The organism is Nonomuraea sp. K271 (genome assembly GCF_009908215.1).
Taxonomy (GTDB): Bacteria; Actinomycetota; Actinomycetes; order Streptosporangiales; family Streptosporangiaceae; genus Nonomuraea; species Nonomuraea longispora.
The window spans coordinates 1-26,174 of record NZ_JAAAHR010000068.1; the positions used below are offsets into that span (position 1 = coordinate 1).

Here is a 26,174-nt window from a genome sequence, read left to right on the forward strand (position 1 = left end):
GCCTCGACGTGTACGCCAAGGAGCCGTGCACCGACAGCCCGCTGTTCGAGCTCGACCAGGTGGTCGCCACGCCGCACCTGGGCGCCTCCACGCACGAGGCCCAGGAGAAGGCCGGCACCCAGGTCGCGCGGAGCGTGAAGCTGGCGCTGGCGGGCGAGTTCGTGCCCGACGCCGTCAACGTCCAGGGCGGCGTCGTGGCCGAGGACGTCAAGCCCGGCCTGCCGCTGGCCGAGAAGCTGGGCCGGGTGTTCACCGCGCTGGCCGGCGAGGTCGCCACCAAGCTCGACGTGGAGGTGCGCGGCGAGATCGCCGCCCAGGACGTACGCGTGATCGAGCTGGCCGCGCTGAAGGGCGTGTTCGCCGACGTGATCGAGGAGCAGGTCACCTACGTCAACGCGCCGCTGCTGGCCAAGGATCGCGGCATGACCGTCGAGCTGGTGACCAGCTCCGAGAGCCCCGACTGGCGCAACGTGGTGACCGTGCGGGGCGTGCTGGCCGACGGCCGTCACGTCTCGGTGTCGGGCACGCTCTCCGGCCCTCGCCAGATCACGAAGATCGTCGAGGTCAACGGCTACGAGATGGAGATCGAGCCGACGGCCCACCTGTCGTTCTTCACCTACACCGACCGTCCCGGCATCGTGGGCGTGGTCGGCCGCCTCCTCGGCGAGCACGGCATCAACATCGCCTCGATGCAGGTCGCCAGGTCCGTCAAGGGCGGCAAGGCGCTCATCGCGCTGACCGTCGACACCGCGATCCCGGCCGACGTGATCGAGCAGATCATCTCCGAGATCGGCGCGGAGAGCGGCCGCTCGGTCGACCTGGAGGACTGACGCCCTCCGCTCGTACGAGGCCGCCGTCCCGCCGGGGCGGCGGCCTTCCGTGTCTCAGCATGCAAGATAGTAGGACGTCCAACGAGACGGCTGAGGTACTGTGACGGAGATGCGCCAGGTGCTCGTACTTATTACCTGCCGCGGCGGGGCCTGTTAGGGCAGGTCGACGACTCGCCGCGGTGAGTGGCGCTGCGTCGGCCGTTAAGACCCTTTCCTCCGGTCCGTCACCCCGGACCACGAGAGCAGACCCGCCCGGATTCGTGACCGGAGTCCGGCCTTTCATCGGAACGTTTCCGCGAAATGAGATGAGTCACATGTACGAGATGTATGCCTGGAATGGTGCCGAGGAGCACGACGACGAGGCCGCCGAGGCCGTGCAGATCGCGCTGGACCGCAGGGACAATGGCGGCGTCCCGCAGAGTTCCACCCGCTGACGCCGGATGTGGCCTGGGGCACGACGTCCCCCGGCGTGCCCCAGGCCGTCGAAACGTCCGTAGTCTGAGATGATGTGTTCGTCAGCCGAGACGAGCCGGTAAGGTGACCACCCATGGACTCGCGTAACATCCGCTTGGCCGTCATCCCGGGTGACGGCATCGGCACCGAGGTCGTGGCCGAAGGGCTCAAGGTCCTGGAGGCCGTGGGCACGAAGCTCGAGCCCACCCACTACGACCTGGGGGCGGCCCGCTATCACCGCACCGGTGAGACCCTGCCCGACGCGGTGCTGGAGGAGTTGCGCGGCTACGACGCGATTCTGCTCGGCGCGGTCGGCGACCCCAGCGTCCCGCCCGGCGTCCTCGAGCGTGACCTGCTGCTGCGGCTCCGCTTCGCCTTCGACCACTACGTCAACCTCCGCCCGGTCAAGCTGTTCCCCGGGGTGCCGACGCCGCTGGCCGGCTCGTCGGCCGACGACATCGACATGATCGTCGTCCGTGAGGGCACCGAGGGCCTCTACGCCGGCACCGGCGGCGTCATGCGGCGCGGCACGCCCCACGAGATCGCCACGCAGGAGTCGCTCAACACCGCCCACGGCGTCGAGCGCGTGGTGCGCTACGCGTTCGAGAAGGCGCGGTCACGGCCGCGCAAGAAGCTCACCCTGGTCCACAAGACCAACGTGCTCACCTACGCCGGCGACCTGTGGCAGCGCACGGTCGACCGCGTGGCAGGCGAATACCCCGAGGTCACCACCGACTACACCCACATCGACGCGGCCTCGATGTTCTTCGTGAGCCGGCCCGAGCGGTTCGACGTGGTCGTCACCGACAACCTGTTCGGCGACATCATCACCGACCTCGGCGCGGCCATCGCCGGCGGCATCGGCCTGGCGGCCAGCGGCAACATCAATCCCGAGCGCACCGCGCCCAGCATGTTCGAGCCGGTGCACGGCAGCGCCCCCGACATCGCCGGGCAGGGCAAGGCCGACCCGACCGCGACCATCCTGTCCGTCGCCATGCTCCTCGACCACCTCGGCCTGCACGCCGAGGCGGCCAGGGTCGAGCAGGCGGTCGCCGCCGACATCGCCGAGCGGCGGAGCGGCCGCAGCACCCACGAGATCGGTGACGACATCACCGCGCGAGTATCCGGCTAGGACCGCCTAGCCCCGCGAGCGCCTGGCGATCCGACACGGACCGCCAGGCGCTTTTTGCGTGCCGACGGCCCAACCACGCCATCGGCCGCTTGCCATCCCATATAGCGAGACAATAGGAAGTACGGGCTGCCCTTCGCGGGCGGCTCCGCTCGACACCGCACCTGCGGCCACCCCCGGCCGCCGGCACGTTTCGCAGATTCGCAGAGAGAAGGACCGCCGTCATGACCATCGCTCAGAAGCTCAGCTTCGACGTGCAGCTATCCGACCACGCTCGCACCGCGGCCGAGCGGGAGCAGGTACTGGCGAACCCCGGTTTCGGGCAGACCTTCACCGACCACATGGTCTCGATCGACCACACCGAGGGCGAGGGCTGGCACGACGCCCGGCTCATGCCGTACGGGCCGCTCTCCCTCGACCCGGCCACGTCGGTCTTCCACTACGCCCAGGAGCTGTTCGAGGGGCTCAAGGCCTACCGGCAGGCCACGGGCTCGATCGTGACCTTCCGCCCGTACGCGAACGCGGGCCGCTTCAACCGCTCCGCGGCCCGCATGGCCATGCCCGAGCTGCCCGAGGAGACGTTCGTCGAATCGCTGGAGCTTCTCGTGCAGACCGACAGGGAGTGGGTGCCGACCACCGAGGGCCACAGCCTCTACCTGCGGCCCTTCATGATCGCCACGCAGGCGGGGCTCGGCGTCAACTACCCGTCCAAGACCTACAAGTACATGGTCATCGCCTCACCCGCGGCCTCCTACTTCACCGGCGGACTCAAGCCCGTCTCGGTCTGGCTCTCGACCGAGTACACCCGCGCCGCCCCCGGTGGCACCGGCTTCGCGAAGTGCGGCGGCAACTACGCGGCCGCGTTCGTGGCGCAGCGGCAGGCGGTCGAGAACGGCTGCGACCAGGTGGTGTGGCTGGACGCCCACGAGCACAGGTACGTCGAGGAGATGGGCGGGATGAACCTGTTCTTCGTCCTCGGCGGCAAGCTCGTCACCCCCGCCCTGACCGGCACCCTGCTGCCCGGCATCACCCGCGACTCGATCCTGCAGCTGGCCGGCGACCTCGGCCTGGAGACCGAGGAGCGGCTCGTCTCGGTCGACGAGTGGCAGGCGGGTTGCGAGTCGGGCGAGATCACGGAGGTGTTCGCGTGCGGGACCGCGGCCGTGGTGACGCCGGTTGGCACCGTCAAGGGCGCCGACCGCTCGTGGACGGTGGCCGACGGCGCCCCGGGGCCCGTCACGCTGCGGGTGCGCGACGAGCTGGTGGGCATCCAGTACGGCTCCCGCCCCGACTCCCACCACTGGGTGCACAAGATCGTGTGACCGGATGAGCCCCCGGGCGACGCGCTCCCGGGGTCACATCAGCCGGGCCGTGTCGACGGCGAGCCCCCACGGCGCGGGCAGCGGCAGCGGCTCTCCCGCGGCGACCACGACCTCCGTGGCGTAGCCGCCGCGCGAGGGGTCGCAGAAGAGCTTGACCGACCGCTGGAAGGGGTCGATCAGCAGGTAGAGCGGCACCCTCGCGGGGGCGTAGCCGCAGGGCTTGACGTAGTAGTCGTCGTAGCCGCTGCCCATCGAGACGACGTCGGCCAGCAGCAGCGTCGCGTCGCCGTGCACGGCGTGCTCCTCGTGCATCCTCGGCGAGGCCGGCACCACGGCCAGGTCGGGGACGTACCGGTCGGCGTGTTCGCCGAGGTGGACGGTGATGTTGGGCCAGATCTCCCAGCCCTGCCTGGCCGCCGTGCCGACCAGTTGCAGCAGCAGCCGGAAAAGGATCGTGTTGTGCTGCCAGGTGCCGGGCTCGTTCACCACGATGCGGTCCTGGACCGTCTCCACCCGGCACTCGGGAAACAAGTCGCGGGCCGTACGGAAACGCTCGTCGAGTGGCCTGACCATGCCGCCGTCCTCTTGTAGTCACGGGATCACCAAGCGTAAGGCCTGGCGCTCCCGCCGGGCGGCGATTCCGTGGTACGGCTATCTTTTCCTGATCATGGTCATCCCGTCCGCGACCGGCAGCATGTACACCGTCACCCGCGGGTCCTTGACCACCCGTTCGTTGAACCGGCGGATGTGCGCGGTCGTGGCCTCGTCATGCGCGGGGTCGGCGACGTGCCCCCGGCGCAGCGTGTTGTCCACGATGAGCAGCCCGCCGGGCCGCATGCGGCTGATGAGCAGCTCGTAGTAGCCGGGGTAGTTCTCCTTGTCGGCGTCGAGGAAGGCCAGGTCGATCGTCTCGTCGAAGGCGGCGAGCGTCTCCAGTGCGGGCCCGAGGGTGAGCGTCACCCGGTCGGCGACGCCGGCGTCCTGCCAGTAGCGGCGGGCCATCGACGTCCATTCCTCGCTCACGTCGAAGCAGTGCAGCCGTCCGCCGGACAACCCGCGGGCGATGCACACCGACGAGTAGCCGGTGAACGTCCCCACCTCGACGGCCACCGTGGGCGCCACGATCTGAGTGATCATGGTGAGGAAGCCGCCCTGGTCGGGCGAGATCTGCTTCGCGGCGTCCTCGCCGGTCGCCTCGGCCGACTCCTTCTCCAGCCTCTCCAGCAGAGGATCGGGCGGCGTGCTGTGCTCGAATACGTATCGCGCGATGACAGGGTCAAGCAGGTATGCCTTCATGCGGCCATTGTTTCGGTTTCCGATAGGGTCTGCGCGATCAACGAGGTGGAGTGGCTGATGGTGAAGCGGTTGGTGGCAGTGGCGGTCGCGTGCGCGGTGATCGCCGGTATCTCGGTGCTGGCCTTCGCCGAGCCGGGCGTGTCGTCCGGCGAGGTGCGGCTGACGCGGCAGGCGGACGGGTCGATGGTGCTGGCGGACCGGTCGAGCCAGGCGCCCGTGCTCGACGTGTACGAGGACTTCGACTGCCCAGTTTGCAAGAAGATGCACGACACCGTGGACGGCACGCTGCAGCGCCTGGCGAGGGAGGGCAAGGTGAAGATCGTCTTCCATTCGGTGACGGTCTTCGGGGACGAGCCCATGCGCTCCAACTCCATCCGCGCCGCCGCGGCCGCACGCTGCGTCCCCGAGGAGAACTGGCTGGCCTTCAGGGACCAGCTGTACGCCATGCAGCCCGCGCCGCACGGTGTGGCCTCGGGCTTCACCGTCGAGGAACTGACCGCGGCGGCCAGGAAGGCGGGGGCGGCGGTGGACGAGTGCGTCACGTCGCAGGCGTACGCGCAGGCACACCTGGAGCAGACGGCGAAGGCGCGCATCCAGGGCACGCCGACCGTGCTGCTCGACGGGCGGATGCTGGGCGACGAGGCGTTCGACCCGACCGCGCTCGAACGCGCCATCACCGGCGGCGACGGCGTCGTCGTGTGACCCTCCGGGCGCGACACGAGGTGTCCAGTCGGTGAGACCCGCGTGCCGGATGGTGAATGCGTATGGCAGACTGGTGAGCATCATGTTCTACGGTCTGCTCATTATCGGCAGGCGCGCTGGCTGACTAAGGACACCGCCAGCGCGCAGACCTCTCACGTCCGTGAGGGGTCTTTTTGTTTTCCGAGAAAGACCACATCCCAGCGCGAGCCTTCCGGAGAGAAGAGAACACCCATGGCCGACGACCGCTTCCACGTATACGACACGACGCTGCGTGACGGCGCGCAACAGGAGGGGCTCAACCTCACCGTCGCCGACAAGATCGCCGTCGCGCGGCACCTGGACGGCCTGGGCGTGGGCTTCATCGAAGGGGGCTGGCCGGGCGCCAACCCCAAGGACACAGAGTTCTTCAGGCGGGCTCGAACAGAGCTCGACCTGAAGCACGCGCAACTGGCCGCGTTCGGCGCGACCCGCCGGGCCGGTGTGAAGGCAGCCGACGACCCATTGGTAGCCGCTTTGCGCGAATCCGCCGCGCCGGTCGTGACCCTTGTCGCCAAGAGCCACGACCGGCACGTGGAGCTGGCCCTCCGCACGAGTCTCCAGGAGAACCTCGCGATGATCCGCGACACGGTCTCTCACCTTCGTGCGGAGGGACAGCGAGTCTTCCTCGACGCCGAGCACTTCTTCGACGGCTACACGTCCAATCCAGCCTACGCGCTGGAGGTCGTCAGGACCGCCGCCGAGGCCGGGGCCGACGTCATCGCCCTGTGCGACACCAACGGCGGCATGCTCCCCGACGAGCTCGCCGAGATCGTCCACGACGCCGTCCAGACCGGCGCACGCGTCGGCATCCACTGCCACGACGACACGGGCTGCGCCGTCGCCAACACCCTGGCCGCCGTCAAGGCCGGAGCCACCCACGTGCAGGGCTGCGCCAACGGCTACGGCGAACGCTCCGGCAACGCCAACCTCTTCACCGTCGTGGCCAACCTCCAGCTCAAACGTGGCTTCGACCTGGTGCCGCGGGGGGCGCTGGCCGACATGACCCGCATCGCCCACGCGATCACCGAGGTCACCAACGTCACGCCCAACTCCCACGCCCCCTACGTCGGCATGTCCGCCTTCGCCCACAAGGCCGGCCTGCACGCCAGCGCCATCAAGGTCGACCCCAACCTCTACCAGCACATCGACCCCGCCGCCGTCGGCAACGACATGCGCATGCTCGTCTCCGACATGGCGGGCCGGGCCTCGGTCGAGCTCAAGGGCAGGGAGCTCGGCTACGAGCTGACCCCCGACACCACCAAGACGCTCGTCGAGCGGGTCAAGGACCTCGAGTCCCAGGGCTTCACGTTCGAGGCCGCCGACGCCTCGTTCGAGCTGCTGCTGCGCGACACCCTGCACGGCTCGCGCAGGCGGCACTTCGAGGTCGAGTCCTGGCGCGTCATCGTCGAGCGCACGAAGGGCGGCGAGCTGGTCAGCGAGGCCACCGTCAAGCTGCACGCCAAGGGCGAGCGCATCGTCGCCACCGGCGAGGGCAACGGCCCCGTCAACGCCCTCGACAAGGCGGTGCGCCTGGGCCTGGAGCAGCTCTACCCCGAGCTGGCGAAGCTGGAGCTGGTCGACTACAAGGTCCGCATCCTCGAAGGCACCCACGGCACCGACGCCATCACCCGGGTCCTCATCACCTCCAGCGACGAGACCTCCGAGTGGGCCACGGTCGGGGTGGCGGAGAACATCATCGACGCCTCGTGGCAGGCGCTGGAGCAGGCGGTGACGTACGGCCTGCTCCGCGCGGGCAGGGAGGTCTCCTGACGGCCTGACGGGCGCAGGGGGCCGCGAAGCCCCCTGCGCGAGTCGCTAGAACAGGTCCGAGCGGAACGACACGCCCTCGACCGTGACCTTCCCGCCGGAACACGACACCTTCGGCGAGTCGGTGCCCGGCACGATCACCGTCAGCAGCGACTTCGCCGACGGCGACACGACGACGTTCGTGCGCTTCTTCGACAGGTACGTCGGCGACACCCAGCCCAGCTTGCCGCCACGCTGCACCTTCTGCCCGCCGACGCGGCCGCACGACGACAACTGCAGCAGCGTGGCCTTGAAGTCGCCGTCGCCCAGCACCACCTTGCCGCCGCCCTTCGACACCAGCTTCAGCGACGGGTCGAAACGCCACACGTTCCTGACCTTTTTGCCGCCGGAGGCGGTGTCCAGCACCGCCATCAGGTCGTCGCCGTGGTTCACGAGCACCGACCTGGTGCGGCTCGTGCCGTACGCCTTGTCGGTCAGCCTGAACGCCTGCCGGCCCTTGCCGTACGACGTCTTGACGAGCTTGCTCGGCGTGCGCGGCCGGAACTTGCCGCCGACCACCGTGGGCACGTTGTGCGCCTCGGGGGAGAGCGTCCAGTAGCGGTAGGCGGTCTTCTCGTACGAGTGGAAGCCGCCGTCCACCAGGATGTCGCGCCCCTTCGCGTAGTACGTCACGCCCAGGTGGTCCTCGTGGCCGTGGAACTTCATGCCCGGCCCGAACCGGATCGAGTAGTAGGCCGACTCCCGCTCGCCCCAGGCCGTGCGGCCGAACACGTACCCGGCGCGGTAGGTCCGCACCTCCTGCTTCGGCGTCCCCGCGTCCATCTTCGGCTCGGTGTCGGCGCTGCCGTCGCCGATGGGGACCATGTAGCCGTTGGGCATGGTCGAGTGGGCGATGAAGTCCTTCAGCGCCTCTGCCCGCCGGGTGATCTCACCGGGCACCTTGCGCTTGCACTCCTTCATGCCGGCCATCGCGACCTGCAGCCTGCCGTACACATAGACGGCGTAGCGAGGGGCCTGCTCCATGAGCGCGCCCTGACCGTCGACGTCGAGCTTCACGGTGCCGGTCAGCCGGCGGGAGGCCAGATTCGCCCAGTCCGTACGGCCGTACCTGCAGCCGATGCCCAGGAGCGCGATGTCCTGGTCGATGCCGTGGTTGTGGCCCTTCTTGTACAGCCGGGGGTCCGACAGGAGCTTGGCGTGCTCGGCCAGGCTGTCCTTCAGCCAGCCGGCGTTGACGTGCCGGCTGAGGCAGAGCAGCGGCTGCGTGCGCAGGGAGACCGGGTGGTCCTTCCACACGTACGGTTTCGTGCCGCGCGCCCCTCGTTTGTTCTCGGCCACCCAGTCCTTGGTGATCTCGGTGGCACGATCCAGGTAGTGCCGCTCGCCGCTGTTCTCGTACTCGACGACCAGTGTCCCCATCCAGCGCAGCGACTGGAACACGTACTCCCACGAACGGTTCCCGTACGGGCTGGCCGACCAGTTGATCTTCTTGCCGATCTTGTACGGCGGCAGGCCGACCAGCGAGATCTCACCTTTCATGACGTCGCCGGCCGTGGGGGAGCCGGGCAGCCAGTCGCCTTGGCACTCCGCCGTGCGGGCCACTTTGCCGGCCCGGGAGTCGGCCCGGGAGTCGGCGCTGGAGTCGGCGCGGGCGGGGCCGGTTAACCCGCTGAGAGTGAGCATGAGGGCAAGAGGTAACGCAAACCGGCGCACGCCAGTTCCTTCCGGGACAGAACAACGAGGGCGGCACATGCTTTCGCTCCCGCGATCACCGGGTCAAGCCGAGTGTCCGATTCGTTAGCCGCTCGATGTGGCGCCGGTGCCCCGGCTGGCGAGCCGGCCCCGAAGGAGGGGATGCTGGTGCCGTGAGAATCGACGACCTGACGATCCCCGATACGCCCGCCTGCCGCGGCGCGCTCGAAGTGGCCACCCGCTACCACACGCCCTCGCTGCTCAACCACTCGATCCGGGCCTACCTGTTCGCCGCCGCCTACGGGCAGGCGCGCTCCATCGCCTTCGACGCCGAGCTGCTGTACGTCGCGGCCATGCTGCACGACATCGGCCTGGTCGCCGAGTACGACAGTCACACGGTGCCGTACGAGGAGGCGGGCGGGCACGTCGCCTGGGCCTTCTGCGCCGGAGCCGGCTGGTCGCCGGAGCGCAGGGAACGCGCGGCCGAGGTGATCATCCGGCACATGTGGGCCGAGGTGCCGGTGGAGGACGACCCCGAGGGGCATCTGCTGGAGCTCTCGACCGGCATGGACATCTCGGGCAGGCGTACCGACGAGATCCCCGAAGGGGTGCGCGCCGAGGCGCTGGAGCGCCATCCGCGGCTGGAGATCGCCAAGGAGTTCAGCGCGTGCATCGCCGACCAGGGCGCGCGCAAGCCGTCGAGCTTCGCCGGCGGGTTCGTGCGTGACGGCATCGTCGACCGCATCGCGCGCAACCCGCTCGACGCCTGAGCGCTCAGCCCTTGGGGCCGGCGCTCTCCGCCACCTCGAACGACCACACTTCCGAGCCGGTCGCCGCGGGGCCCTGGCCGTGGCCGTGACCCTGCGCCGCCTGGGCGTGCCCGCGCTGGAACGCCTGGCCCTGCTGCCAGTTCTGGAAGTCCTCCTCGCTGCGCCAGCGGGTGTAGACGAGGTAACGTTCGGTGCCCTCCACCGGCCTGAGCAGCTCGAACCACTCGAACCCGTCGGCCGACTCCACCATCCCGGCCCGCTTCGAGAACCGTTGCTCCAGCTCGGCGCGCATGTCGGCGGGCACGGTCAGCACGTTGATCTTCACGACGGACACCACAGAACCCCTCTCGTCAGCGCACCACCCGGTGCGGCGAAGGTGAGGGCTCAAGGCTAACGCGGGCGATCGCCGGCACCTGATCCCGCTCCAGCGCGTCGCGTACGTGCCGCAGCACGACCGTGGACAGGTGCCGGCTGAGCTCGTGCAGCGGGGCCGACTCGTCGGCGACCACGCGCAGCCGTACGGAGGGGCCGCCACGCCCGTCCACGACGTCGGCGTGGGCGCTCAGCACGGCAGGGCTCGACGCGACGTCGTCGGCCACCGCCTGCGCCATCCCGGCGGGCGACACCTCGGTCACCCCGGTCGGCCCCGACTCGACGCGCAGGGGACCGCGCGGCTCCGCGCGCGCCTGCGCGAGCAGCCACCACAGCGCCACCAGCGCGACGGCGAGCGCCACGAGCGCCACCACCCACCAGATCCACGGGCTGGTACGCACGAAGAAGGCGCGCACGCCGCCGTCCACGACCGGCTCGCCGGCCGGGCCGAACGCGCCCAGGCCACGGGCCAGCGCGAGACCGCCCAGCGCCGTCAGCACCAGTCCCACGAGTGCCAGCCCCCACCGGTTGCCCCGGCCGATCCTCTCGCTCACCTGGTCTCCTTGACGTTCACGACCACCCGGTACGGCTCCACGGGCTCCATCGCCGCGAGCCGGGTCAGCACGGCGTCGCGCACCTCCGTACCGAAGCGTTCCTTGTCCCACCCGGACGTGGCCGCCGTGACGACGACCGTGCTCCCGCGCATCCTGGCGCGTGCCGCGTGCACGCCCGGCACCTCCTCGGCGGCATGCGCGAGGGCCCTGGCGACGGTCCTGGTCCGCAACCCGACGATCAGCCCGGGGTCGCCGCTGCGCACGGGCACCATGCCCGGCCGCCCCGGCACCAGCGCCGCGGCCAGCAGCGCCAGTCCGAGCAGCGTCACCACGGCCGAGGCGAGCAGGAACAGCGGGTTCGACCACAACGTCGCCGACGCCCACGCGAGCATCCCGTCGTAGGGCACCAGGCGCAGCGGGCGGCCGACCAGCCCGGAGATCGTCTCGGCGGCGACGAGCAGGCCGAGGAGCATGAGCAGGAGGCCGGCCACGATGGCGGGGATCCTGCGCCGGGGACGGAACGCCCGCACCGCCGCCCTGTCGGTGGCCCTGCCGGCTGGGCGGGCCCTCCGCGACGGCGCGGCCCGGTGCGAGCCTCCCTCGTCATCGGGAGGTACGGTGCACATCTCCTGCGTGCTCATCCCGGTTCACCGCCAGGTCCGTCGTTGTGCGTGGTCCTCATCGGGGCCCACCGTCGAGGTCGGTCACGATCACGTCGAGGCGGGTGACCTCCAGCCCGGTCTGGTCGGCGACGCGGCGGCGCACGTGCTCACGCAGCCGGGCGGCCACGGCTCGCAGAGGCGCGGGATAGGCGACGACGACGTGCAGGCGGATGGTGGCTCTGCCGCCCCGGACCTCGGCGCCCGACGAACGGCCCGGAGCCATGCCGCCGGACGTACGGCCCCACGGCCTCGTCGCACCCGGTGAGCGGCTCCAGGGCGCGGTCCTGACCCGTACCTCGTGTACCTCGGGAAGCTCCTCGGCCGCGACACACGCGATCTTGAGCACCACCTGGTCCGCCACCTCGGTACGGCCCCGCCCTTCCGGCGGCGGCTGCGGAGGACGGCGCTGCGCGGGCACCGCCACGGTGGCCGCGCCCTCGGCCGGCGAGACGTCGGTCATCTCCGCCTCGTGGACAGGCTCGACAGGTTCACCTCGCCCGTCTCGACGACCCGCCCGACGACGAAGCCGGCCGCGCCCAGCACGAGGACGAGCAGGAACGCGGTCAGCCCGCCGAACGCCGCCGTGAGACCGAGGATGATGCCGACGGCCAGGCCGATCAGTGTCGGCCAGTGGGCGTTGTTCATGGTTCCTCCATGATGTCGTCGATACGCACGTTGACCCGGCGGTCGCCCGCCAGGTCCGTCACGGCCCGCCGTACGTCGTCGGCGGTCTCCGGCAGTGGGCGGTCCATCCTGGCGACGACGGCGATCTCCACCTCGCGGTCGTTCACCGACACACCCAGGAGCCGCTCGCCCGGCATGTACGTGGCCACCGTCCCGAACGGCCCCCCGGACAGCCCGACCACCCCAGGACACGCCCGCACCCGCTCCGCGATCATCCGCGCCTCGCCGTCCCCCGTGCCAGGGCCGGCCGGGTCACCGCGTCCGGGCTCGGCGTCGGCCGGGCACTCGCGTCCTGGTCCGGCGTCGGCCGGGTCACCGGCTCCGGACGTGGTCACGGAGCCCGGTCTTTCGTCCTCCGGGGTGGTCATTGGACCCTGGGTTCCTGCTCCGCGTCCCGTTGCTCGCCCGTGTCCCGGTCCTTGCCCCGCTCCTGGCCGGGCAGGTGTACGTCGTCGACGCGGATGTTGACCTCGGTCACCTCCAGTCCGCACATCCGTTCGATCGCCGCGATGACGTTGCGCCGTACGGCCGCGGCCAGGTCGGGGATCGCGGTGCCGTACTCGGCCACCAGATCCATGTCCACGGCGGCCTGCCGCTCGCCCACCTCGACCGACACGCCCTGGGAGACGCTCGCGTCCCCGCCGACGATCCCCTTCATGCTGCCGAGGGCTCGTGCCGTGCCCGCCCCCATGGCATGCACGCCGGACACCTCGCGTGCCGCGAGACCTGCGATCTTGGCGACCACTCCGTCGTTGATGCTCGTGGTGCCCTTGTCGGTGACCAGCGAGGTGGCCGGGCCGCCCTCGGACGTTCGTGCCCGTGGCACCGCGCCCGTCTCTGTGTTGGACATCGTGTCCATCTCGTCACCCTCCGATGTGTCGCTATTGGGGGCAGCTAACCCGCAGCACACGACGGATACCCGTCAAAACGGACTTTTGGGGTATTCGACGGCGAATCCTGGCCTCCGCCTGGTGGCGGAGGCGCAGATGGGCGGACTCCTCCGACGGCGGCGATAGCCTTGTCGAGTGCGTATAGCGAGGTTCTCCACAGGCGAAGGCGTGTCGTTCGGCGTGGTCGAAGGCGGTCCGGGCGAGGAGTTCGTCTCCATGGTCGCCGGTCACCCGTTCGGCCAGGTGCAGTTCGCCGGCGAGCGGTTCCCCCTGTCCCAGGTGAAGCTGCTGTCCCCGATGCTGCCGAGCAAGGTGGTCGCCATCGGCAGAAACTACGCCGAGCACGCGTCCGAGCTGGGCAACGAGGTGCCCGACGAGCCGCTCATCTTCATGAAGCCGTCCACCTCCGTGATCGGCCACGGCGAGGACATCGCCTACCCGACGACGCTGTCCGACCGCGTCGACTACGAAGGCGAGCTGGCCGTGGTGATCGGCAGGCTCTGCCGCGAGGTGCCGGTCGAGCGGGTCAGGGACGTCGTCTTCGGCTACACGTGCGCCAACGACGTCACCGCCCGCGACCTGCAGAAGAAGGACGTGCAGTTCACCAGGGCCAAAAGCTTCGACACGTTCTGCCCGCTCGGGCCGTGGATCCAGACCGACCTCGACGCGAGCGACCTCGCGCTGACGACCTCGGTCAACGGCGAGATCCGGCAGAGCGGGCGCACCAGCCAGCTCATCCACGACATCCCGGCGCTGGTGGCCTACGTCAGCGCGGTCATGACCCTGATCCCCGGCGACATCATCCTGACCGGCACCCCGGCGGGCGTCGGCCCGCTCGAGATCGGCGACGAGGTCAGCGTCGGCATCGAAGGCATCGGCACACTCACGAACAAGGTGGTCTCCCGTGACTGACGTACGGGTGCGGTTCGCCCCTTCTCCTACCGGCATGTTCCACGTGGGCAGCGCCCGGGCCGCGCTGTTCAACTGGGCGGTCGCCGAACGCGCCCAGGGGCGGTTCATCCTGCGCATCGAGGACACCGACGCCTCCCGCAACCGGCCCGAGTGGACCGAGGGCATCATCGCGGCGCTCGACTGGATCGGCATCAACGGCACCAACCCGGTGTTCGAGGGCCCCTACTTCCAGTCGGCCAACGAGCCGCAGCACCGCGAGGCGGTGGCCAAGCTGCTGGCCGACGGCAAGGCCTACCACTGCGACTGCACCCGCGAGCAGGTCCAGGAGCGCACGGGCTCCAAGGACAAGGGTTACGACGGCCACTGCCGCGAGCGCGGGCTCACCGCCGGCGCGGTCCGCTTCCGCACCCCCGACGAGGGTGTCACGGTCGTCGACGACCTCGTCAGGGGCAGGGTCGAGTTCCCCAACAAGGCCCAGGAAGACTTCGTGATCGCGCGCAGCGACGGCTCGCCCCTCTACGTGCTGGCCAACGCCGTCGACGACATCACGCAGGCCATCACCCACGTCGCCCGCGGCGAGGAGCACCTGCCCAACGCGGCCAGGCAGGAACTGCTGTGGCCCGCGCTCGGCGCGACCACGCCCGTCTGGGCGCACCTGCCGGTCATCGTCAACGAGCAGCGCAAGAAGCTCTCGAAGCGCCGCGACAAGGTGGCCCTTGAGGACTACCGCCGTGAGGGCTACCTCGCCGAGGCCATGGTCAACTACCTCATGCTGCTCGGCTGGGGCCCGGGAGACGATCGCGAGATCATGCCGTGGACGGAGATGGCGCGGCTGTTCCGGCTGGAGGACGTCAACCCGTCCAACGCGTTCTTCGACGAGAAGAAGTTGCGGGCGTTCAACGGCGAATACATCCGTGCGCTGCCGCTGGAGGTCTTCGAGGAGCGCTGTGAGCCCTTCCTCGACCCGTCGTGGGACCGCGAGCTGTTCAGCAAGGTCGCCGCGCTGGCGCAGACGCGCATCGCGGTGTTGTCGGAGATCCGGCAGAACGTCGACTTCCTCTTTCTCGAAGAGCCGGTCTTCGATCAGGCGTCCTGGGACAAGGCGATGAAGAACTCCCCGCTGGAGATCCTCACCGGCTACCTCGACCGCATCGAGTCGATCAACTGGGACCCCGAGTCGCTGAAGCAGGCGCTGGAGGAGGTGGGCGCGGCCCAGGGGCTCAAGCTGGGCAAGGCCCAGGCCCCCGTGCGGGTGGCGGTCACGGGCCGTACGGTGGGTCTGCCGCTGTTCGAGTCGATCGAGGTGCTCGGCCGTGAGCGCACCCAGGAGCGTCTGCGCGCCGCGCTGGCCCGCCTGCGAGGCTGATCGCCCGGCGTCGAGCCCTGGCGGAACGGCCGCGGAGCCGCGGCCAGTGCGCAGCGGGCCGCCGAGACGGTCAGGCCCACTGCGCTCCTCGGCTAGGCCAGCCCGCGGCGGACGAGCAGCGGCTGGATGCTCGGCTCGCGGCCCCGGAAGTTGCGGAACGCGGTCAGCGGGTCGATGCTCCCGCCCCTGGAGAGCAGCTCGCGGCGGAAGCGGTCACCGTTCGCCCTGGTGAGCCCGCCGTTCTCCTTGAACCACTCGACGCTTTCCGCGTCGAGCACCTCGCTCCAGATGTAGGAGTAGTAACCGGCGCTGTAGCCGCCGGCGAAGATGTGCGCGAAGTAGTTCGTACGGTAGCGCGGCCTGATCTGCGGCATGGCGATCCTGGCGGCCTCCAGGGCGGCGGCCTCGAACGCCTCGGGGTCGTCGACCGTCTCTCCCGGCGCCAGCTTGTGCCACGCCCAGTCGAGCAGCGTGGCGGCCAGGTATTCGACGGTCTTGAAGCCCTGGTTGAACGTGGACGCGGCCGTCAGCTTCTCCACCAGCTCCGCGGGCATGGGCTCGCCCGTCTCATGGTGCTTGGCGTAGTTGGCCAGAATCTCGGGCCAGGTCACCCACATCTCGTTGACCTGCGACGGATATTCCACGAAGTCGCGGGGCACGCTCGTGCCGGACACCCGCGGGAAGCGCACCTGGGAGAACAGCCCGTGCAGCGCGTGACCGAACTCGTGGAAGGCCGTGTTGACCTCGTCGTACGTCAGCAGCGTCGGCCCGGAGGCGGGCTTGGTGACGTTGAGGTTGTTCATGACCACGGGGAGCAGCCCGAACAGGAACGACTGGTCGACCAGGTTGTTCATCCACGCGCCGCCGCGCTTGCCCGCTCTCGCGTACGGGTCGAGCACGAACAACCCCAGCCGGCTCCTGTCCTCGTCGAACACCTCGAAGACGGTCACGTCGGGGTGGTATCCGCTCAGGTCGGGCCGCTCGGTGAAGGTGATCCCGTACAGCTTGCCCGCGGCGAAGAAGATGCCGTCGCGGTAGACCCGGTCGAGCTCGAAGTAGGGCCGCATCGCGGCGCCGTCGAAGTCGTAGCGGGCCTGGCGGACCTTCTCCGCGTAGTAGGACCAGTCCCACGGCTCGATCGGGAACCCGGCCTGCTCGGCCAGCGCCTCCGCCTCCTTGCGCGCGTTGCGCACGGCGGGGCCGACGAGCTGGCCGAGCATCTCCTCGACCGCCTCGACCGTCTTGGCGGTCTGGTCGGCCACGGTGTAGGCGGCGTGGTTCGGGAAGCCGAGCAGCGCCGCCCGCTCGGCGCGCAGCGCCGCCATCCGGGCGGCCCGGTCGAAGTTGCCCGGCGCCCGGCCCACGCTCAGCTCGTAGAGTCTGCGGCGTACGTCACGGTTGGTGAGCTGGGCGAGGCCCGGCTGGTTGGTGTAGTTCAGCAGCGGCAGGGCGTACGTGCCGTCGTCCTTGCGCAGAGACTCGACCTTGGCCTCGTCGAGGCCGTCGAGCTCCTTGCGGTCCGTGACGACCAGCGCCGACTCGGTCGTCGCCTTCATCAGGCTCTGCGCGAACTCCGTGCTGAGCTTCGACAGCTCCTCGTTGAGCTCGCGCAGCCGGTCCTGCTGGCTCTCCGACAGGTCGGCGCCGGCCCTGATGAAGTCGTCGCGGTACTTCTCCAGCAGCCAGGACTCCTCCGCGTCGTCCGTGGAGACCTGCTTGATGCGCGCCCACAACGCCCGGTTGAGCCGGATGGCGTCGCCGTGCCTGGTCAGCTGAGGGGAGATCTGCTTCTCGATCTCCATGATGGCGTCGGTCGAGTTGGAGGACGCGATGCTGGAGAAGGCCGTGGCCGCACGGGTGAGAACCTGCCCCGATCGTTCGAGTGCGGCGATCGTGTTGTCGAAGGTGGGCGGCTCTGGGTTCTCGGCTATCGCGTCGACCTCGGCCAGCTGCTCGGCCATGCCGCGCTCGAAAGCGGGCACGTAGTGCTCCTCGCGGATGTCCGCGAACGGCGGCAGCTGGTAGGGCAGATCACTAGGGGCGAAGAACGGATTCTCGGCCAACGCTCGGGCTCCTCCACGTGGTGTTTTGTCCCCTTCAGCTTGGCATGACCGGGCGGGCGCCGCAGGCGGCGGAGGGCGGGTTGGCCGTTCGTTTTGGTCTTACCCCTCTGCCTGGGCTATTCTTTCGGACATCGCCGAAGCGAGCCCGAGAGGGTCCGCCCGGTGGGGTATGGTGTAATTGGCAGCACGACTGATTCTGGTTCAGTTAGTCTAGGTTCGAGTCCTGGTACCCCAGCATTTGATGGACGCCTCCCGGTGAGGCGTCCTTTTTTATTTCGCCAGCCGGTGCAGAATTTCCGTGATCTGCTGATACGCCTTCGTGGTCGGCGCGTGCGAGGTGTCGACAGTGAACACCTTGAACTTGTTCTTCGGCGTCGCGGCGTCCGCCTCCCTGATCATGCGGTCCTGCAGCGCGATCGGGATCACCCGGTCCCGCGCGTGCCTGATGTACACCCGCGGCACCCGTCCCCACTTGTCCTTGCGCCCCCGTCCGTCGGCGTACGACACCTGCATCGACTCGTCGGGCAGCAACGAGTTCAGCAAGGCGAGGAACTCGCCGTCGCTCGCTTCGGCCATGTAGGCCGCCTTGACGCCGTCCAGGAACTTCTTGTCGTTCGAGCGCCAGTTGACGCGGATCGCCTTGATCACGCGGGGGTCGGCGATCACGCCCGCCACCAGGTTGCCCGACAGGCTCGGCTTGCCCTCCGGAGTCTCCAGATACTCGGCCGGCGACTTCAGAGCGGTGCAGCAGTAGGCCGTGTCGTAGACGAGCCGGTCGATCAGGTCGGGCACCTCGTCGGCCGCCTTCGTGATCGCCGCGCCGCCCAAGCTCCCGCCGACCAGGATCACGGGACCGTACCGGGAGACCCTGCGGACGGTGTTCACCGTCGCTTCGACGTAGTCGTCCAGCGTCACGCCCGCGACCGGCGACGGCATCGTGGCCAGCTTGTTCAGGTCCTGCGGCGTCTGGTACGCGCGGCTGAACTGCTCGGCGGGGCCGTGCCCGGGCAGGCTCACGCCCACGGAACGGTGACCGCGCATCGTCAGCTCGTCATCGCCGCTGGCCGTGCCGTTCGCGCCGGTCACGAAGACAAACGTGGTCACCTCCTTGCGCTTGGGCGCGATCGAGGCGGAGGCCGTCGCGGTGGCGGCACTCGCGCCCGCGACCGCGGCGAACTGGAACATCTTTCGTCTGCTCGGTCTGTTCATGGAAACGATGCTCCCGGGAAGTGCCGGGCCCGCACATCGCCCGCCAGGCTCGACGTGCGGTCGATGCCTGGCATCCACCGATCGGTGGATGTCATGCCAGGCTTGACCCATGAGCCGGCTCGACGGGCGCGAACGCTGGGTGTATCTGGCGCTCGCCTACGCACTGCTCGCGATCTCCCCGATCGCGGCCGCCGTCATGGGCGGCGACACCCCCACCCCGGCGTGGACGCCCGGGTGGCCCGTCCTCGTGCCGGCCGCCGCCGTGTGGCTGGCGCCGATCGCCTGGCTCCACTCCCGACGCGACACGCACCGCGCGCTCGTCGTGGGCCACTACCTGGTGCTCATCGCCCTCGCCGGAGCGCTCACCGCCGAGCACACGGCCTTCATGCTGTTCGCCTCGGTCGGCTACCCGCTGGCCATCGGAATGTTGCCGGCCCGGCTGGTCATGCTGGGCGTGACGGTGACAGCCGTGGTCAGCGTGGCCGCCCAGTCGAGTCCCGGCGCTCGCGGTTCCCTGCTGAGCGTGATCGCCGCCGTGGCTTTGCCGCTGGCCATCGCCGGCTGGTACGTGTCCGCAGAGCACGACAAACGCCGCCGCCTGGTCGAACGGCTGCGCGCCGCCATGGAGGAGAACGCCGACCTGAACGCCCGCCTGCTCGACCAGGCCAGGAGCGCGGGCGTGCTGGACGAGCGGCACCGCATGGCCGGCGAGATCCACGACACGGTCGCCCAGGACCTCGTCGCGCTGATCGGCCGGCTCCACGCCGCCGCGCGCGTGTCCGACGGCCCGGCCCGCCGCCACCTCGACCAGGCCGCCGAACTGGCCCGCCGCAGCCTGTCCGAGGCCCGCAGGTCCGTACGCGCGCTACGGCCCGAGCCGCTGGAGGACGCCCGGCTGCCCGAGGCCGTCGACCGCATGGCCCGGTCCTGGTCCGAGTCGTCCGGCGTCGGCCTCGCCCTGGAAGTCACCGGCACCCCGGTCGCCCTGGCCGACGACGTGGAGGCGGCGCTGTTCCGCGTCGCCCAGGAGGCGCTGGCCAACGTCGCCAAGCACGCACGCGCCACCAGGACGGCCCTCACGCTCTCCTACACCGACGAATCCGTGCTTCTCGACATCCGGGACGACGGAGCCGGCTTCGACCCGCAGAAGCCCGCTGAAGGGTTCGGCCTGGACGGCATGCGCCAGCGGGTGCGCGGCGTGGGCGGCACCCTGGCCATCGAATCCGAACCCGGTCAGGGCACGGCCGTCGCCGTGTCCGTGCCCGCCATCCCTCCCGCGGGGCAGGATGATCCACGTTGACGGCGGACGACCACCTTCCGGAGGAAACTCGATGCTCCTGAGGCTGCTGATAGCCGACGATCACCCCATCGTGCGCGACGGCCTGCGCTCGGCCCTCGGCGGCGAGCCCGACATGGAAGTCGTCGGCGAGGCGTCCGACGGGGCACAGGCCGTGCGCCTGGCCGCCGAACTGCGGCCGAACGTCGTCCTCATGGACCTGCGCATGCCCGGCATGGACGGCGTCAGCGCCATCCGCGAGCTCTCCGGCACCGGGCCGCGGGTGCTGGTGCTCACCACGTTCGACACCGACGTCCTGCCCGCCATGGAAGCAGGGGCCAGCGGCTACCTGCTCAAGGACGCCCCGCCCGAGGAACTGGCGCGGGCCGTCCGCGCGACCCACGCGGGCGAGACCGTGCTCGCGCCCTCCGCGGCCGGCCGCCTGGCCAACGACCTGCGCAGGCCCACCCGGGGCAAACTGAGCAAACGCGAACTCGAGGTGCTGCGGCTGGTGGCAGGGGGAGCGACGAACAAGGGGGCGGCGGCCGCCCTGTTCATCAGCGAGGCCAGCGTCAAGACCCATCTGCTGCACGTCTACGCCAAACTCGACGTCCGCGACCGCGCCTCCGCCGTCGCCGAGGCCTACCGCCGCGGCATCCTCAACGACTGACCGTCGGCGAGCGACGTCACGGTGGGGCGGTGCGCGCGACGGCGGATTCCGTGCCCGGCCAGCGCGTCGATCAGTCGTTGACCCGCGGACGCGACAGCCCTGCCGGCGACGATGAGGCCGGACCATGATTCGACCAACGCGCCTTGGTAACCTCGTCCGACTTATGGAGGAATTTCGGATTAAGGCGGGAAGTTTCCCCCGCTTCGTCACCCCGTTCATCGCGCCCCTCATCCTCTTCTTCGTCGTCATCCTTCTGCTCGGGGCGATCTTCACCGGCAGCACCGCGCTCGGCGCCGTCATCGGCCTGCTGGCCACCGGCGCGCTGCTCGCCGTCCTCGCCGCCAAACACCGCCGTATGAGCTCCGGCACCGTCGTCCGCTTCACCGAGGAAGGCGTGGAACTGACCGACTCGCTCGGCTTCCGCGTGCACCTCCGCTGGCCCGACATCACCAGGATCGACGTCGTCGACACCCAACTCGCCAATCCGAGAAGAGTCGGCAGGCCGGGTGGGGTGCGGGTGCGCGCCCAGGCGCTGCGCTCGGTGGGGCTCATCGGCTGGGGCCTGCGCACGGTGCCGCCCCGCATCCCCGGCTGGATGCGTGACCGGCTGGCCCGCGTCCCCGTCGACCCGGCGACCGGCCGTCCCGAGGTGACCATCCCGCTCGGCGAGTTCGACCCGCTGTGGCAGCGCGGCCGGATGGGCGACTGGGTCCGCCACCACAGACCCGATCTGATGGGCCGGTAAGTGGTTTGGTTGTGGTCTCCGGGGTGCGGTAGAGTTACGCGCGTCGCCGGGGAAGCCCGGCACATCAGCTTGTGGACAGGGTCCCGTCGTCTAGTGGCCCAGGACGCCGCCCTCTCAAGGCGGTAGCGCCGGTTCGAATCCGGTCGGGACTACCACTGTCACAAGCTCACGAAGGTCCCGTCGTCTAGTGGCCCAGGACGCCGCCCTCTCAAGGCGGTAGCGCCGGTTCGAATCCGGTCGGGACTACGTCTACCCCACCAACTCCGGCGCCCCACGGCCCGGAGTTTCTCGTTCCCGCCGGTCGCCGCCCTTCTCGTGCGAGAGTCTGCCGCCGGTCGCCGGCTTCCTTGCACCGGATTCTTCACCGGTTGACGACTCTCACGCGATCGGCCCACAGCGCGCACGTCACGGCGCCCGGCCCCGTGAACTTCAGGAGCGTTTCCCTGGACGGGCCGGCCACGTGCGGCGGGTGGGGGCGTCCGCCGCCGGCGTAAAGGCTGGGACCGCCCAGCCACGCACGGCGCCGCAGCCCGATCGGCGCCCGGCGCGCGCCGGAGCGACGTCTGGCGCAGCAGCCGATCGTGCCGCCAGGTGTGCGCCGCACCGAGCGGCTCACACCTGGCGGATCACACAACGCCGTTCAGAACGTGCTGATCAATTGGGAGCGGGCGGTTACAGGCTGCGGGCTTTGAACAGGGCGCGCCGTGCGGTCTTGGCGACCTGTTTGTCGGGATGCACCTGGGAGATGAGATCCAGCAGTTCCTCCACATGCGCGTGCGGAATCTTCCAGATCACCTCCAGCAGGTTGCTGACCATGTCGGGCCCTATGTCCTGCAGGCTGCTGACGAACTCCGACCTCCCCAGCCCGGCCGAGATCGTCCACATGTCGAGGATGAGCCAGTGCGTGTCGTCCTGTGTCGGCTCGGGCGCGCCCTCGACTGCGAGCTGGCTGAGATGGGTGGCCGCGTACGGCCGCAGCGTGGGCTGCTTGAGCGCCTCCTGCCAGGCCGGGATGGCGGCCTCGCCGAGGGTGCCGACCACGCTGGCGGCCTGCACCCTGATCAGGGCGTCGCTTTCGTCCTCGCCTGCCGCCTCCAGCAGCTCTTCGGCCGCTCTGCCGGAGTCGCGTAGCCGCATCCAGGCGGCGAACTCGGCGTCGGCCTCCTCTTCCGGCAGTTCGGCGCTGAGCGCGAGCAGTTCGTGGGCGCTCATGGACTCGATCGCCGGCCGGGCGTCGACCTCGATGTCGGCGTCGTCGACGAGGTGGACGACCCCTTCGGTGCCGAGCGGCGTGAGTTTGAGCGTCTTGCCGTCGAGCTCGACCATGCCGTAGCCGATCAGCCAGTCGATCGGGGGCGCCAGCGGGTCGCCCGCCGCCTCCCACGCGTCCGAGCCGAGTTCGTCGAGGTCGGCGGCGGCCTCGGCCAGGTCCTGGCTCAGGTCGTCGAGGTCGCGTGAGCCGCCGGCGAGCAGCAGCCTGACCAGCAGGCCGCGGGTCAGGCCCGCCAGCGCCATCGTGAGATCGTCGTCGTCGAGCTCCGGGTCGCCGTAGTCGACGGAGTGCAGCCCGAGCATCCAGGCGTCGAGCACGTCCTCGTCGTCGTCGAACGGCCACTCGGACGTGTCGTCCTGGACCGCCACCGTGCTGGCGTCGCCCGGTTCGAGGAACTCCAGGTCGACGGCGAGGTTCCAGATGTTCCACAGGTAGGGGACGGCCTCGGCGACGGGGCCGTCGGTCTCCGGCCTGGGCACCCCGACGGCGGCCAGCGCCTCCTCCACCTCGGCGTCGCTGAGCAGGGTGTCCTCGCCCACGCGGCGGCCGGAACCCACCCACACGGCCAGGTCGCGGGCCTTGGCGATGAGCGGCGCCTCGCGGGCGGCCGCGGCCAGCTCGGAGTCGGGCCGCAGCCTGATCGTGTCGAGTTCGGCCAGCTCGTCGGCGAAGGCCTCGAAGTCGCCGAGGTCGCCGGTCTCCTCCTCGTCCTCCTCGCCGTCGGCGTCGTCGATCAGCTCCTCCATCAGGTCGACGAACTCGTCTTCGACGTCGTCGAGTTCGGCCTGCAGATCGGCGAGGGAGTCGGAGCCCTTGGCGAGCCTGCCGGTCTGGGAGAGGAACGTGAGGTACGCGTCCACGGCGGGGAGCATCCCGTCGGCGGCGGCGTCGGGATCCTCCACGACCTTGGGCATGCGGTCGAGCAGCAGGTTACGCAGGTCGGCACGCTTCCACGTGCCGAGGTCCTGCGAGAAGGCGAGACGGTGCCAGAGTGCGGCAGGCCCCACGAGCTCGGGGTCGCTTCCGGGCGCGTTCGCACGCGCCCACATGATGAACTCTTCGAGCAGGGGTCGCAGCTCAGTGGCGGCTACCTCGATGCGATCTGTCACGCACTCAGGCTAGTGTGCTCACGAGGCTGTCGGCCCCGGAAATACCTGGTTTCGCCGATCATGACGTGCGGCGCATCGCCTCGGTGATGCGTTCGGCCGCCGCCATGACGGGCACCGCGTGCAACCGTCCGGGGGCTCGCGTGAGCCGCTCGATGGGCCCGGAGACCGACACGGCCGCGATCACCTTGCCGCCGCTGCCCCTTATGGGGGCGGAGACGCTGGCCACTCCCTGCTCGCGCTCGCCGACGCTGTGGGCCCAGCCTCTGCGGCGCACGGACGCGAGCGTGGCGGCGGTGAACTTGGCGCCGCGCAGCCCGCGGTGCAGCCGGTCGGGCTCCTCCCAGGCGAGCAGGATCTGCGCCGCCGAGCCCGCCGTCATGGGCAGCGCCGAACCCACGGGAACCGTGTCGCGCAGGCCGCTGGCCCGTTCCGCCGCCGCGACGCAGACGCGTTCGTCTCCTTGGCGGCGGTAGAGTTGCGCGCTCTCCCCGGTCAGATCCCTGAGCTGCATCAGTACGGGGGAGGCCACCGCCAGCAGCCGGTCCTCGCCGGCCGCGGTGGACAACTCGGACAGCCGTGGACCCAGCACGAAACGGCCCTGCGTGTCGCGGCTCACGATGCGGTGGTGCTCAAGTGCGACGGCCAGCCGATGGGCCGTGGGACGGGCCAGACCGGTGGCCTGGACGAGCTGCGCCAGTGAAGCGGGTCCCGCTTCGAGGGCATTGAGTACAAGAACTGCCTTGTCGAGTACTCCGACTCCGCTAGAGTTGTCCATAGGACGATACTGCCGTCTCGACATATGAGAAGGCAAGTCACGAAGGTTCTCCCGCGAGGGACCGCCGATCTCTGAATCGAGAGCGCAGGGAACGGGGCGACCGGAGCGACGAGGGAAGAGACCGGGTCCGAGCGACTGAGCCGCGATGCGTCGCATCGCTCTAAGCAGGAGGAGATCACATGGGCCGCACACTGGCCGAGAAGGTCTGGGAGCAGCACGTCGTCAGGCGCGCCGACGGCGAGCCCGACCTGCTCTACATCGACCTGCACCTCATCCACGAGGTGACGAGTCCGCAGGCGTTCGACGGGCTCCGTCTCGCCGGCCGGAAGGTGCGGCGTCCCGATCTCACGATCGCCACCGAGGACCACAACGTGCCGACGGTGCTCGGCCCGATCGCCGACCCGGTGTCCAAGAAGCAGGTCGAGACGCTGCGCAAGAACGCCGCGGAGTTCGGCGTCAGGCTCCACCCGATGGGCGACGCCGGTCAGGGCGTGGTGCACATCATCGGCCCGCAGTTCGGCCTGACGCAGCCGGGCATGACGATCGTCTGCGGCGACTCCCACACCTCGACGCACGGCGCGTTCGGCGGCATCGCGTTCGGCATCGGCACCTCCGAGGTCGAGCACGTGCTGGCCACCCAGACGCTGCCCGCCTACCGGCCGAAGACGATGGCCATCGAGGTCTCGGGCGAGCTGCCCCCCGGCGTCACCGCCAAGGACCTGATCCTGGCCATCATCGCCAAGATCGGCACCGGCGGCGGCCAGGGCTACATCGTCGAATACCGCGGCGAGGCGGTGCGCAGGCTCTCCATGGAGGGCCGCATGACGGTGTGCAACATGTCGATCGAGGCGGGCGCCCGCGCCGGCATGATCGCCCCGGACGAGACCACGTTCGCCTACCTCAAGGGCCGCCCGCACGCGCCGCAGGGCGAGGCGTGGGACCAGGCCGTCGCACACTGGAAGTCGCTGCGCACCGACGACGACGCCGTGTTCGACAAGGTCGTGGAGATCGACGCCTCGACGCTGACCCCCTACGTCACGTGGGGCACCAACCCCGGCCAGGGGCTGCCGCTCGCCGAGTCCGTGCCGAGCCCCGACTCCTTCGACGACCCGGTCGCCCGCTCGGCCGCCGAACGCGCGCTCGACTACATGGGCCTGCGCGCGGGCACGCCGCTGCGCGAGATCGAGGTCGACACGGTGTTCGTCGGCTCGTGCACCAACGGCCGCATCGAGGACCTGCGCTCGGCCGCCGAGATCCTGCGCGGCCGCCAGGTGAGAACCCGCACGCTCATCGTCCCCGGCTCGATGCAGGTCAAGGTGCAGGCCGAGGAGGAGGGCCTGCACGAGGTGTTCAAGGCCGCGGGCGCCGAGTGGCGCGAGGCCGGCTGCTCGATGTGCCTCGGCATGAACCCCGACACGCTGAAGCCCGGCGAGCGCAGCGCCTCGACCTCCAACCGCAACTTCGAAGGCCGCCAGGGCAAGGGCGGCCGCACCCACCTGGTGTCGCCGCAGGTCGCCGCCGCGACCGCGGTGACCGGCCGCCTCACCGCTCCGGCCGACCTCTGACGCCGGGCGTCCCGCTCAGACCTCCAGCCCTGTAGACCCGTAAGGACAA

26 protein-coding genes and 3 tRNA genes are annotated in these 26,174 nt (G+C 70.0%); 15 read left to right on the forward strand and 14 right to left on the reverse strand.

Annotated features, from left to right (window positions below; translation table 11 throughout):
* From GUY59_RS23260 to GUY59_RS23270, 3 genes are all read left to right on the forward strand, one after another.
* A partial coding sequence (locus GUY59_RS23260; protein ID WP_161714655.1) for an ACT domain-containing protein occupies window positions 1–830 on the forward strand: 830 nt, incomplete at its 5' end.
* Window positions 831–1,377: 547 nt separating this feature from the next.
* Window positions 1,378–2,415 (forward strand): 3-isopropylmalate dehydrogenase, encoded by a 1,038-nt coding sequence (locus GUY59_RS23265; RefSeq protein ID WP_132334476.1) that lies wholly within the window; start codon window positions 1,378–1,380, stop codon window positions 2,413–2,415.
* Window positions 2,416–2,636: 221 nt separating this feature from the next.
* Window positions 2,637–3,734: a branched-chain amino acid aminotransferase gene (locus GUY59_RS23270; protein ID WP_138199784.1), complete on the forward strand. Its 1,098-nt coding sequence runs from the start codon at window positions 2,637–2,639 to the stop codon at window positions 3,732–3,734.
* Window positions 3,735–3,767: 33 nt separating this feature from the next.
* On the opposite strand, the gene GUY59_RS23275 is transcribed toward GUY59_RS23270, so the two are convergent.
* Entirely contained in the window at window positions 3,768–4,307 is a 540-nt protein-coding gene (locus GUY59_RS23275; RefSeq protein WP_138199785.1) for a Uma2 family endonuclease, read from the reverse strand.
* A 78-nt stretch (window positions 4,308–4,385) separates the two neighbouring features.
* On the reverse strand, window positions 4,386–5,030 hold the full coding sequence (locus tag GUY59_RS23280; protein ID WP_138199786.1) for an O-methyltransferase: 645 nt from the start codon (window positions 5,028–5,030) through the stop codon (window positions 4,386–4,388).
* Window positions 5,031–5,087: 57 nt separating this feature from the next.
* Between GUY59_RS23280 and GUY59_RS23285 the strand changes: the two genes are divergently transcribed.
* Together GUY59_RS23285 and cimA are read left to right on the forward strand one after the other, a co-directional pair.
* Complete coding sequence (locus GUY59_RS23285; protein WP_138199787.1) at window positions 5,088–5,732, forward strand: DsbA family protein; 645 nt, start codon at window positions 5,088–5,090, stop codon at window positions 5,730–5,732.
* A 231-nt stretch (window positions 5,733–5,963) separates the two neighbouring features.
* Window positions 5,964–7,541, forward strand: a complete 1,578-nt coding sequence (gene cimA / locus GUY59_RS23290; protein ID WP_138199788.1) for a citramalate synthase — start codon at window positions 5,964–5,966, stop codon at window positions 7,539–7,541.
* A 45-nt stretch (window positions 7,542–7,586) separates the two neighbouring features.
* On the opposite strand, the gene GUY59_RS23295 is transcribed toward cimA, so the two are convergent.
* Window positions 7,587–9,221, reverse strand: a complete 1,635-nt coding sequence (locus GUY59_RS23295; protein ID WP_138199789.1) for a heparinase II/III family protein — start codon at window positions 9,219–9,221, stop codon at window positions 7,587–7,589.
* Between the two features lie 182 nt (window positions 9,222–9,403).
* On the opposite strand from GUY59_RS23295, the gene GUY59_RS23300 reads away from it, so the two are divergent.
* Window positions 9,404–10,000 carry an HD domain-containing protein gene (locus GUY59_RS23300; RefSeq protein ID WP_138199790.1) on the forward strand — a complete coding sequence of 199 codons (597 nt, stop codon included), beginning with the start codon at window positions 9,404–9,406 and terminating at the stop codon, window positions 9,998–10,000.
* A 4-nt stretch (window positions 10,001–10,004) separates the two neighbouring features.
* Here the strand turns inward: GUY59_RS23300 and GUY59_RS23305 are convergent, their stop codons facing one another.
* From GUY59_RS23305 to GUY59_RS23335, 7 genes are read right to left on the reverse strand one after another with little or no spacing between them, the layout of a single operon-like run.
* Complete coding sequence (locus GUY59_RS23305) at window positions 10,005–10,334, reverse strand: antibiotic biosynthesis monooxygenase family protein (RefSeq protein WP_132334484.1); 330 nt, start codon at window positions 10,332–10,334, stop codon at window positions 10,005–10,007.
* A gap of 16 nt (window positions 10,335–10,350) precedes the next feature.
* Window positions 10,351–10,926, reverse strand: a complete 576-nt coding sequence (locus GUY59_RS23310; RefSeq protein WP_138199791.1) for a hypothetical protein — start codon at window positions 10,924–10,926, stop codon at window positions 10,351–10,353.
* The gene (locus GUY59_RS23315; protein WP_138199792.1) at window positions 10,923–11,567 is read right to left on the reverse strand and encodes a DUF6286 domain-containing protein; all 645 of its coding nucleotides are present in this window, start codon (window positions 11,565–11,567) and stop codon (window positions 10,923–10,925) included. The genes GUY59_RS23310 and GUY59_RS23315 overlap by 4 nt, the downstream gene beginning before the upstream one ends.
* Before the next feature lie 37 nt (window positions 11,568–11,604).
* Window positions 11,605–12,048: an Asp23/Gls24 family envelope stress response protein gene (locus GUY59_RS23320; protein WP_138199793.1), complete on the reverse strand. Its 444-nt coding sequence runs from the start codon at window positions 12,046–12,048 to the stop codon at window positions 11,605–11,607.
* Entirely contained in the window at window positions 12,045–12,233 is a 189-nt protein-coding gene (locus GUY59_RS23325; protein ID WP_132334488.1) for a DUF2273 domain-containing protein, read from the reverse strand. Before GUY59_RS23325 ends, GUY59_RS23320 begins: the two co-directional genes overlap by 4 nt.
* The gene (locus GUY59_RS23330) at window positions 12,230–12,607 is read right to left on the reverse strand and encodes an Asp23/Gls24 family envelope stress response protein (protein ID WP_236667426.1); all 378 of its coding nucleotides are present in this window, start codon (window positions 12,605–12,607) and stop codon (window positions 12,230–12,232) included. The genes GUY59_RS23325 and GUY59_RS23330 overlap by 4 nt, the downstream gene beginning before the upstream one ends.
* A 29-nt stretch (window positions 12,608–12,636) precedes the next feature.
* Entirely contained in the window at window positions 12,637–13,122 is a 486-nt protein-coding gene (locus GUY59_RS23335) for an Asp23/Gls24 family envelope stress response protein (protein WP_138199794.1), read from the reverse strand.
* 175 nt (window positions 13,123–13,297) lie between these two features.
* Between GUY59_RS23335 and GUY59_RS23340 the strand changes: the two genes are divergently transcribed.
* Together GUY59_RS23340 and gltX are read left to right on the forward strand one after the other, a co-directional pair.
* A complete protein-coding gene (locus tag GUY59_RS23340) occupies window positions 13,298–14,074 on the forward strand; it encodes a fumarylacetoacetate hydrolase family protein (RefSeq protein WP_138199795.1) in 777 nt (258 codons plus the stop codon).
* Window positions 14,075–14,108: 34 nt separating this feature from the next.
* The gene (gene gltX, locus GUY59_RS23345; RefSeq protein WP_201761243.1) at window positions 14,109–15,440 is read left to right on the forward strand and encodes a glutamate--tRNA ligase; all 1,332 of its coding nucleotides are present in this window, start codon (window positions 14,109–14,111) and stop codon (window positions 15,438–15,440) included.
* A 92-nt stretch (window positions 15,441–15,532) separates the two neighbouring features.
* On the opposite strand, the gene GUY59_RS23350 is transcribed toward gltX, so the two are convergent.
* A complete protein-coding gene (locus GUY59_RS23350; protein WP_138199797.1) occupies window positions 15,533–17,503 on the reverse strand; it encodes a M3 family metallopeptidase in 1,971 nt (656 codons plus the stop codon).
* Between the two features lie 163 nt (window positions 17,504–17,666).
* Between GUY59_RS23350 and GUY59_RS23355 the strand changes: the two genes are divergently transcribed.
* Window positions 17,667–17,738, forward strand: a tRNA-Gln gene (locus tag GUY59_RS23355).
* A gap of 35 nt (window positions 17,739–17,773) precedes the next feature.
* Here the strand turns inward: GUY59_RS23355 and GUY59_RS23360 are convergent.
* Complete coding sequence (locus tag GUY59_RS23360) at window positions 17,774–18,712, reverse strand: alpha/beta hydrolase (RefSeq protein WP_236667427.1); 939 nt, start codon at window positions 18,710–18,712, stop codon at window positions 17,774–17,776.
* Window positions 18,713–18,821: 109 nt separating this feature from the next.
* Here GUY59_RS23360 and GUY59_RS23365 point away from each other — a divergent pair, with 109 nt between their 5' ends.
* From GUY59_RS23365 to GUY59_RS23385, 5 genes are all read left to right on the forward strand, one after another.
* Entirely contained in the window at window positions 18,822–20,012 is a 1,191-nt protein-coding gene (locus tag GUY59_RS23365) for a sensor histidine kinase (RefSeq protein ID WP_138199798.1), read from the forward strand.
* Between the two features lie 31 nt (window positions 20,013–20,043).
* Window positions 20,044–20,658 carry a response regulator gene (locus GUY59_RS23370; protein WP_138199799.1) on the forward strand — a complete coding sequence of 205 codons (615 nt, stop codon included), beginning with the start codon at window positions 20,044–20,046 and terminating at the stop codon, window positions 20,656–20,658.
* Window positions 20,659–20,821: 163 nt separating this feature from the next.
* Window positions 20,822–21,403, forward strand: coding sequence for a hypothetical protein (locus tag GUY59_RS23375; RefSeq protein ID WP_138199800.1), 582 nt, complete (start codon window positions 20,822–20,824; stop codon window positions 21,401–21,403).
* 79 nt (window positions 21,404–21,482) lie between these two features.
* Window positions 21,483–21,558 (forward strand) — tRNA-Glu (locus tag GUY59_RS23380).
* Window positions 21,559–21,576: 18 nt separating this feature from the next.
* Window positions 21,577–21,649: transfer RNA gene (locus GUY59_RS23385), tRNA-Glu, on the forward strand.
* Window positions 21,650–22,075: 426 nt separating this feature from the next.
* Here the strand turns inward: GUY59_RS23385 and GUY59_RS23390 are convergent.
* Together GUY59_RS23390 and GUY59_RS23395 are read right to left on the reverse strand one after the other, a co-directional pair.
* Entirely contained in the window at window positions 22,076–23,785 is a 1,710-nt protein-coding gene (locus tag GUY59_RS23390) for a hypothetical protein (protein WP_138199801.1), read from the reverse strand.
* 58 nt (window positions 23,786–23,843) lie between these two features.
* Window positions 23,844–24,560, reverse strand: a complete 717-nt coding sequence (locus tag GUY59_RS23395; protein ID WP_020543978.1) for an IclR family transcriptional regulator — start codon at window positions 24,558–24,560, stop codon at window positions 23,844–23,846.
* Window positions 24,561–24,739: 179 nt separating this feature from the next.
* Here GUY59_RS23395 and leuC point away from each other — a divergent pair, with 179 nt between their 5' ends.
* Window positions 24,740–26,125, forward strand: coding sequence for a 3-isopropylmalate dehydratase large subunit (gene leuC, locus GUY59_RS23400; RefSeq protein WP_138199802.1), 1,386 nt, complete (start codon window positions 24,740–24,742; stop codon window positions 26,123–26,125).
* The last annotated feature ends 49 nt before the right edge of the window (window positions 26,126–26,174 follow it).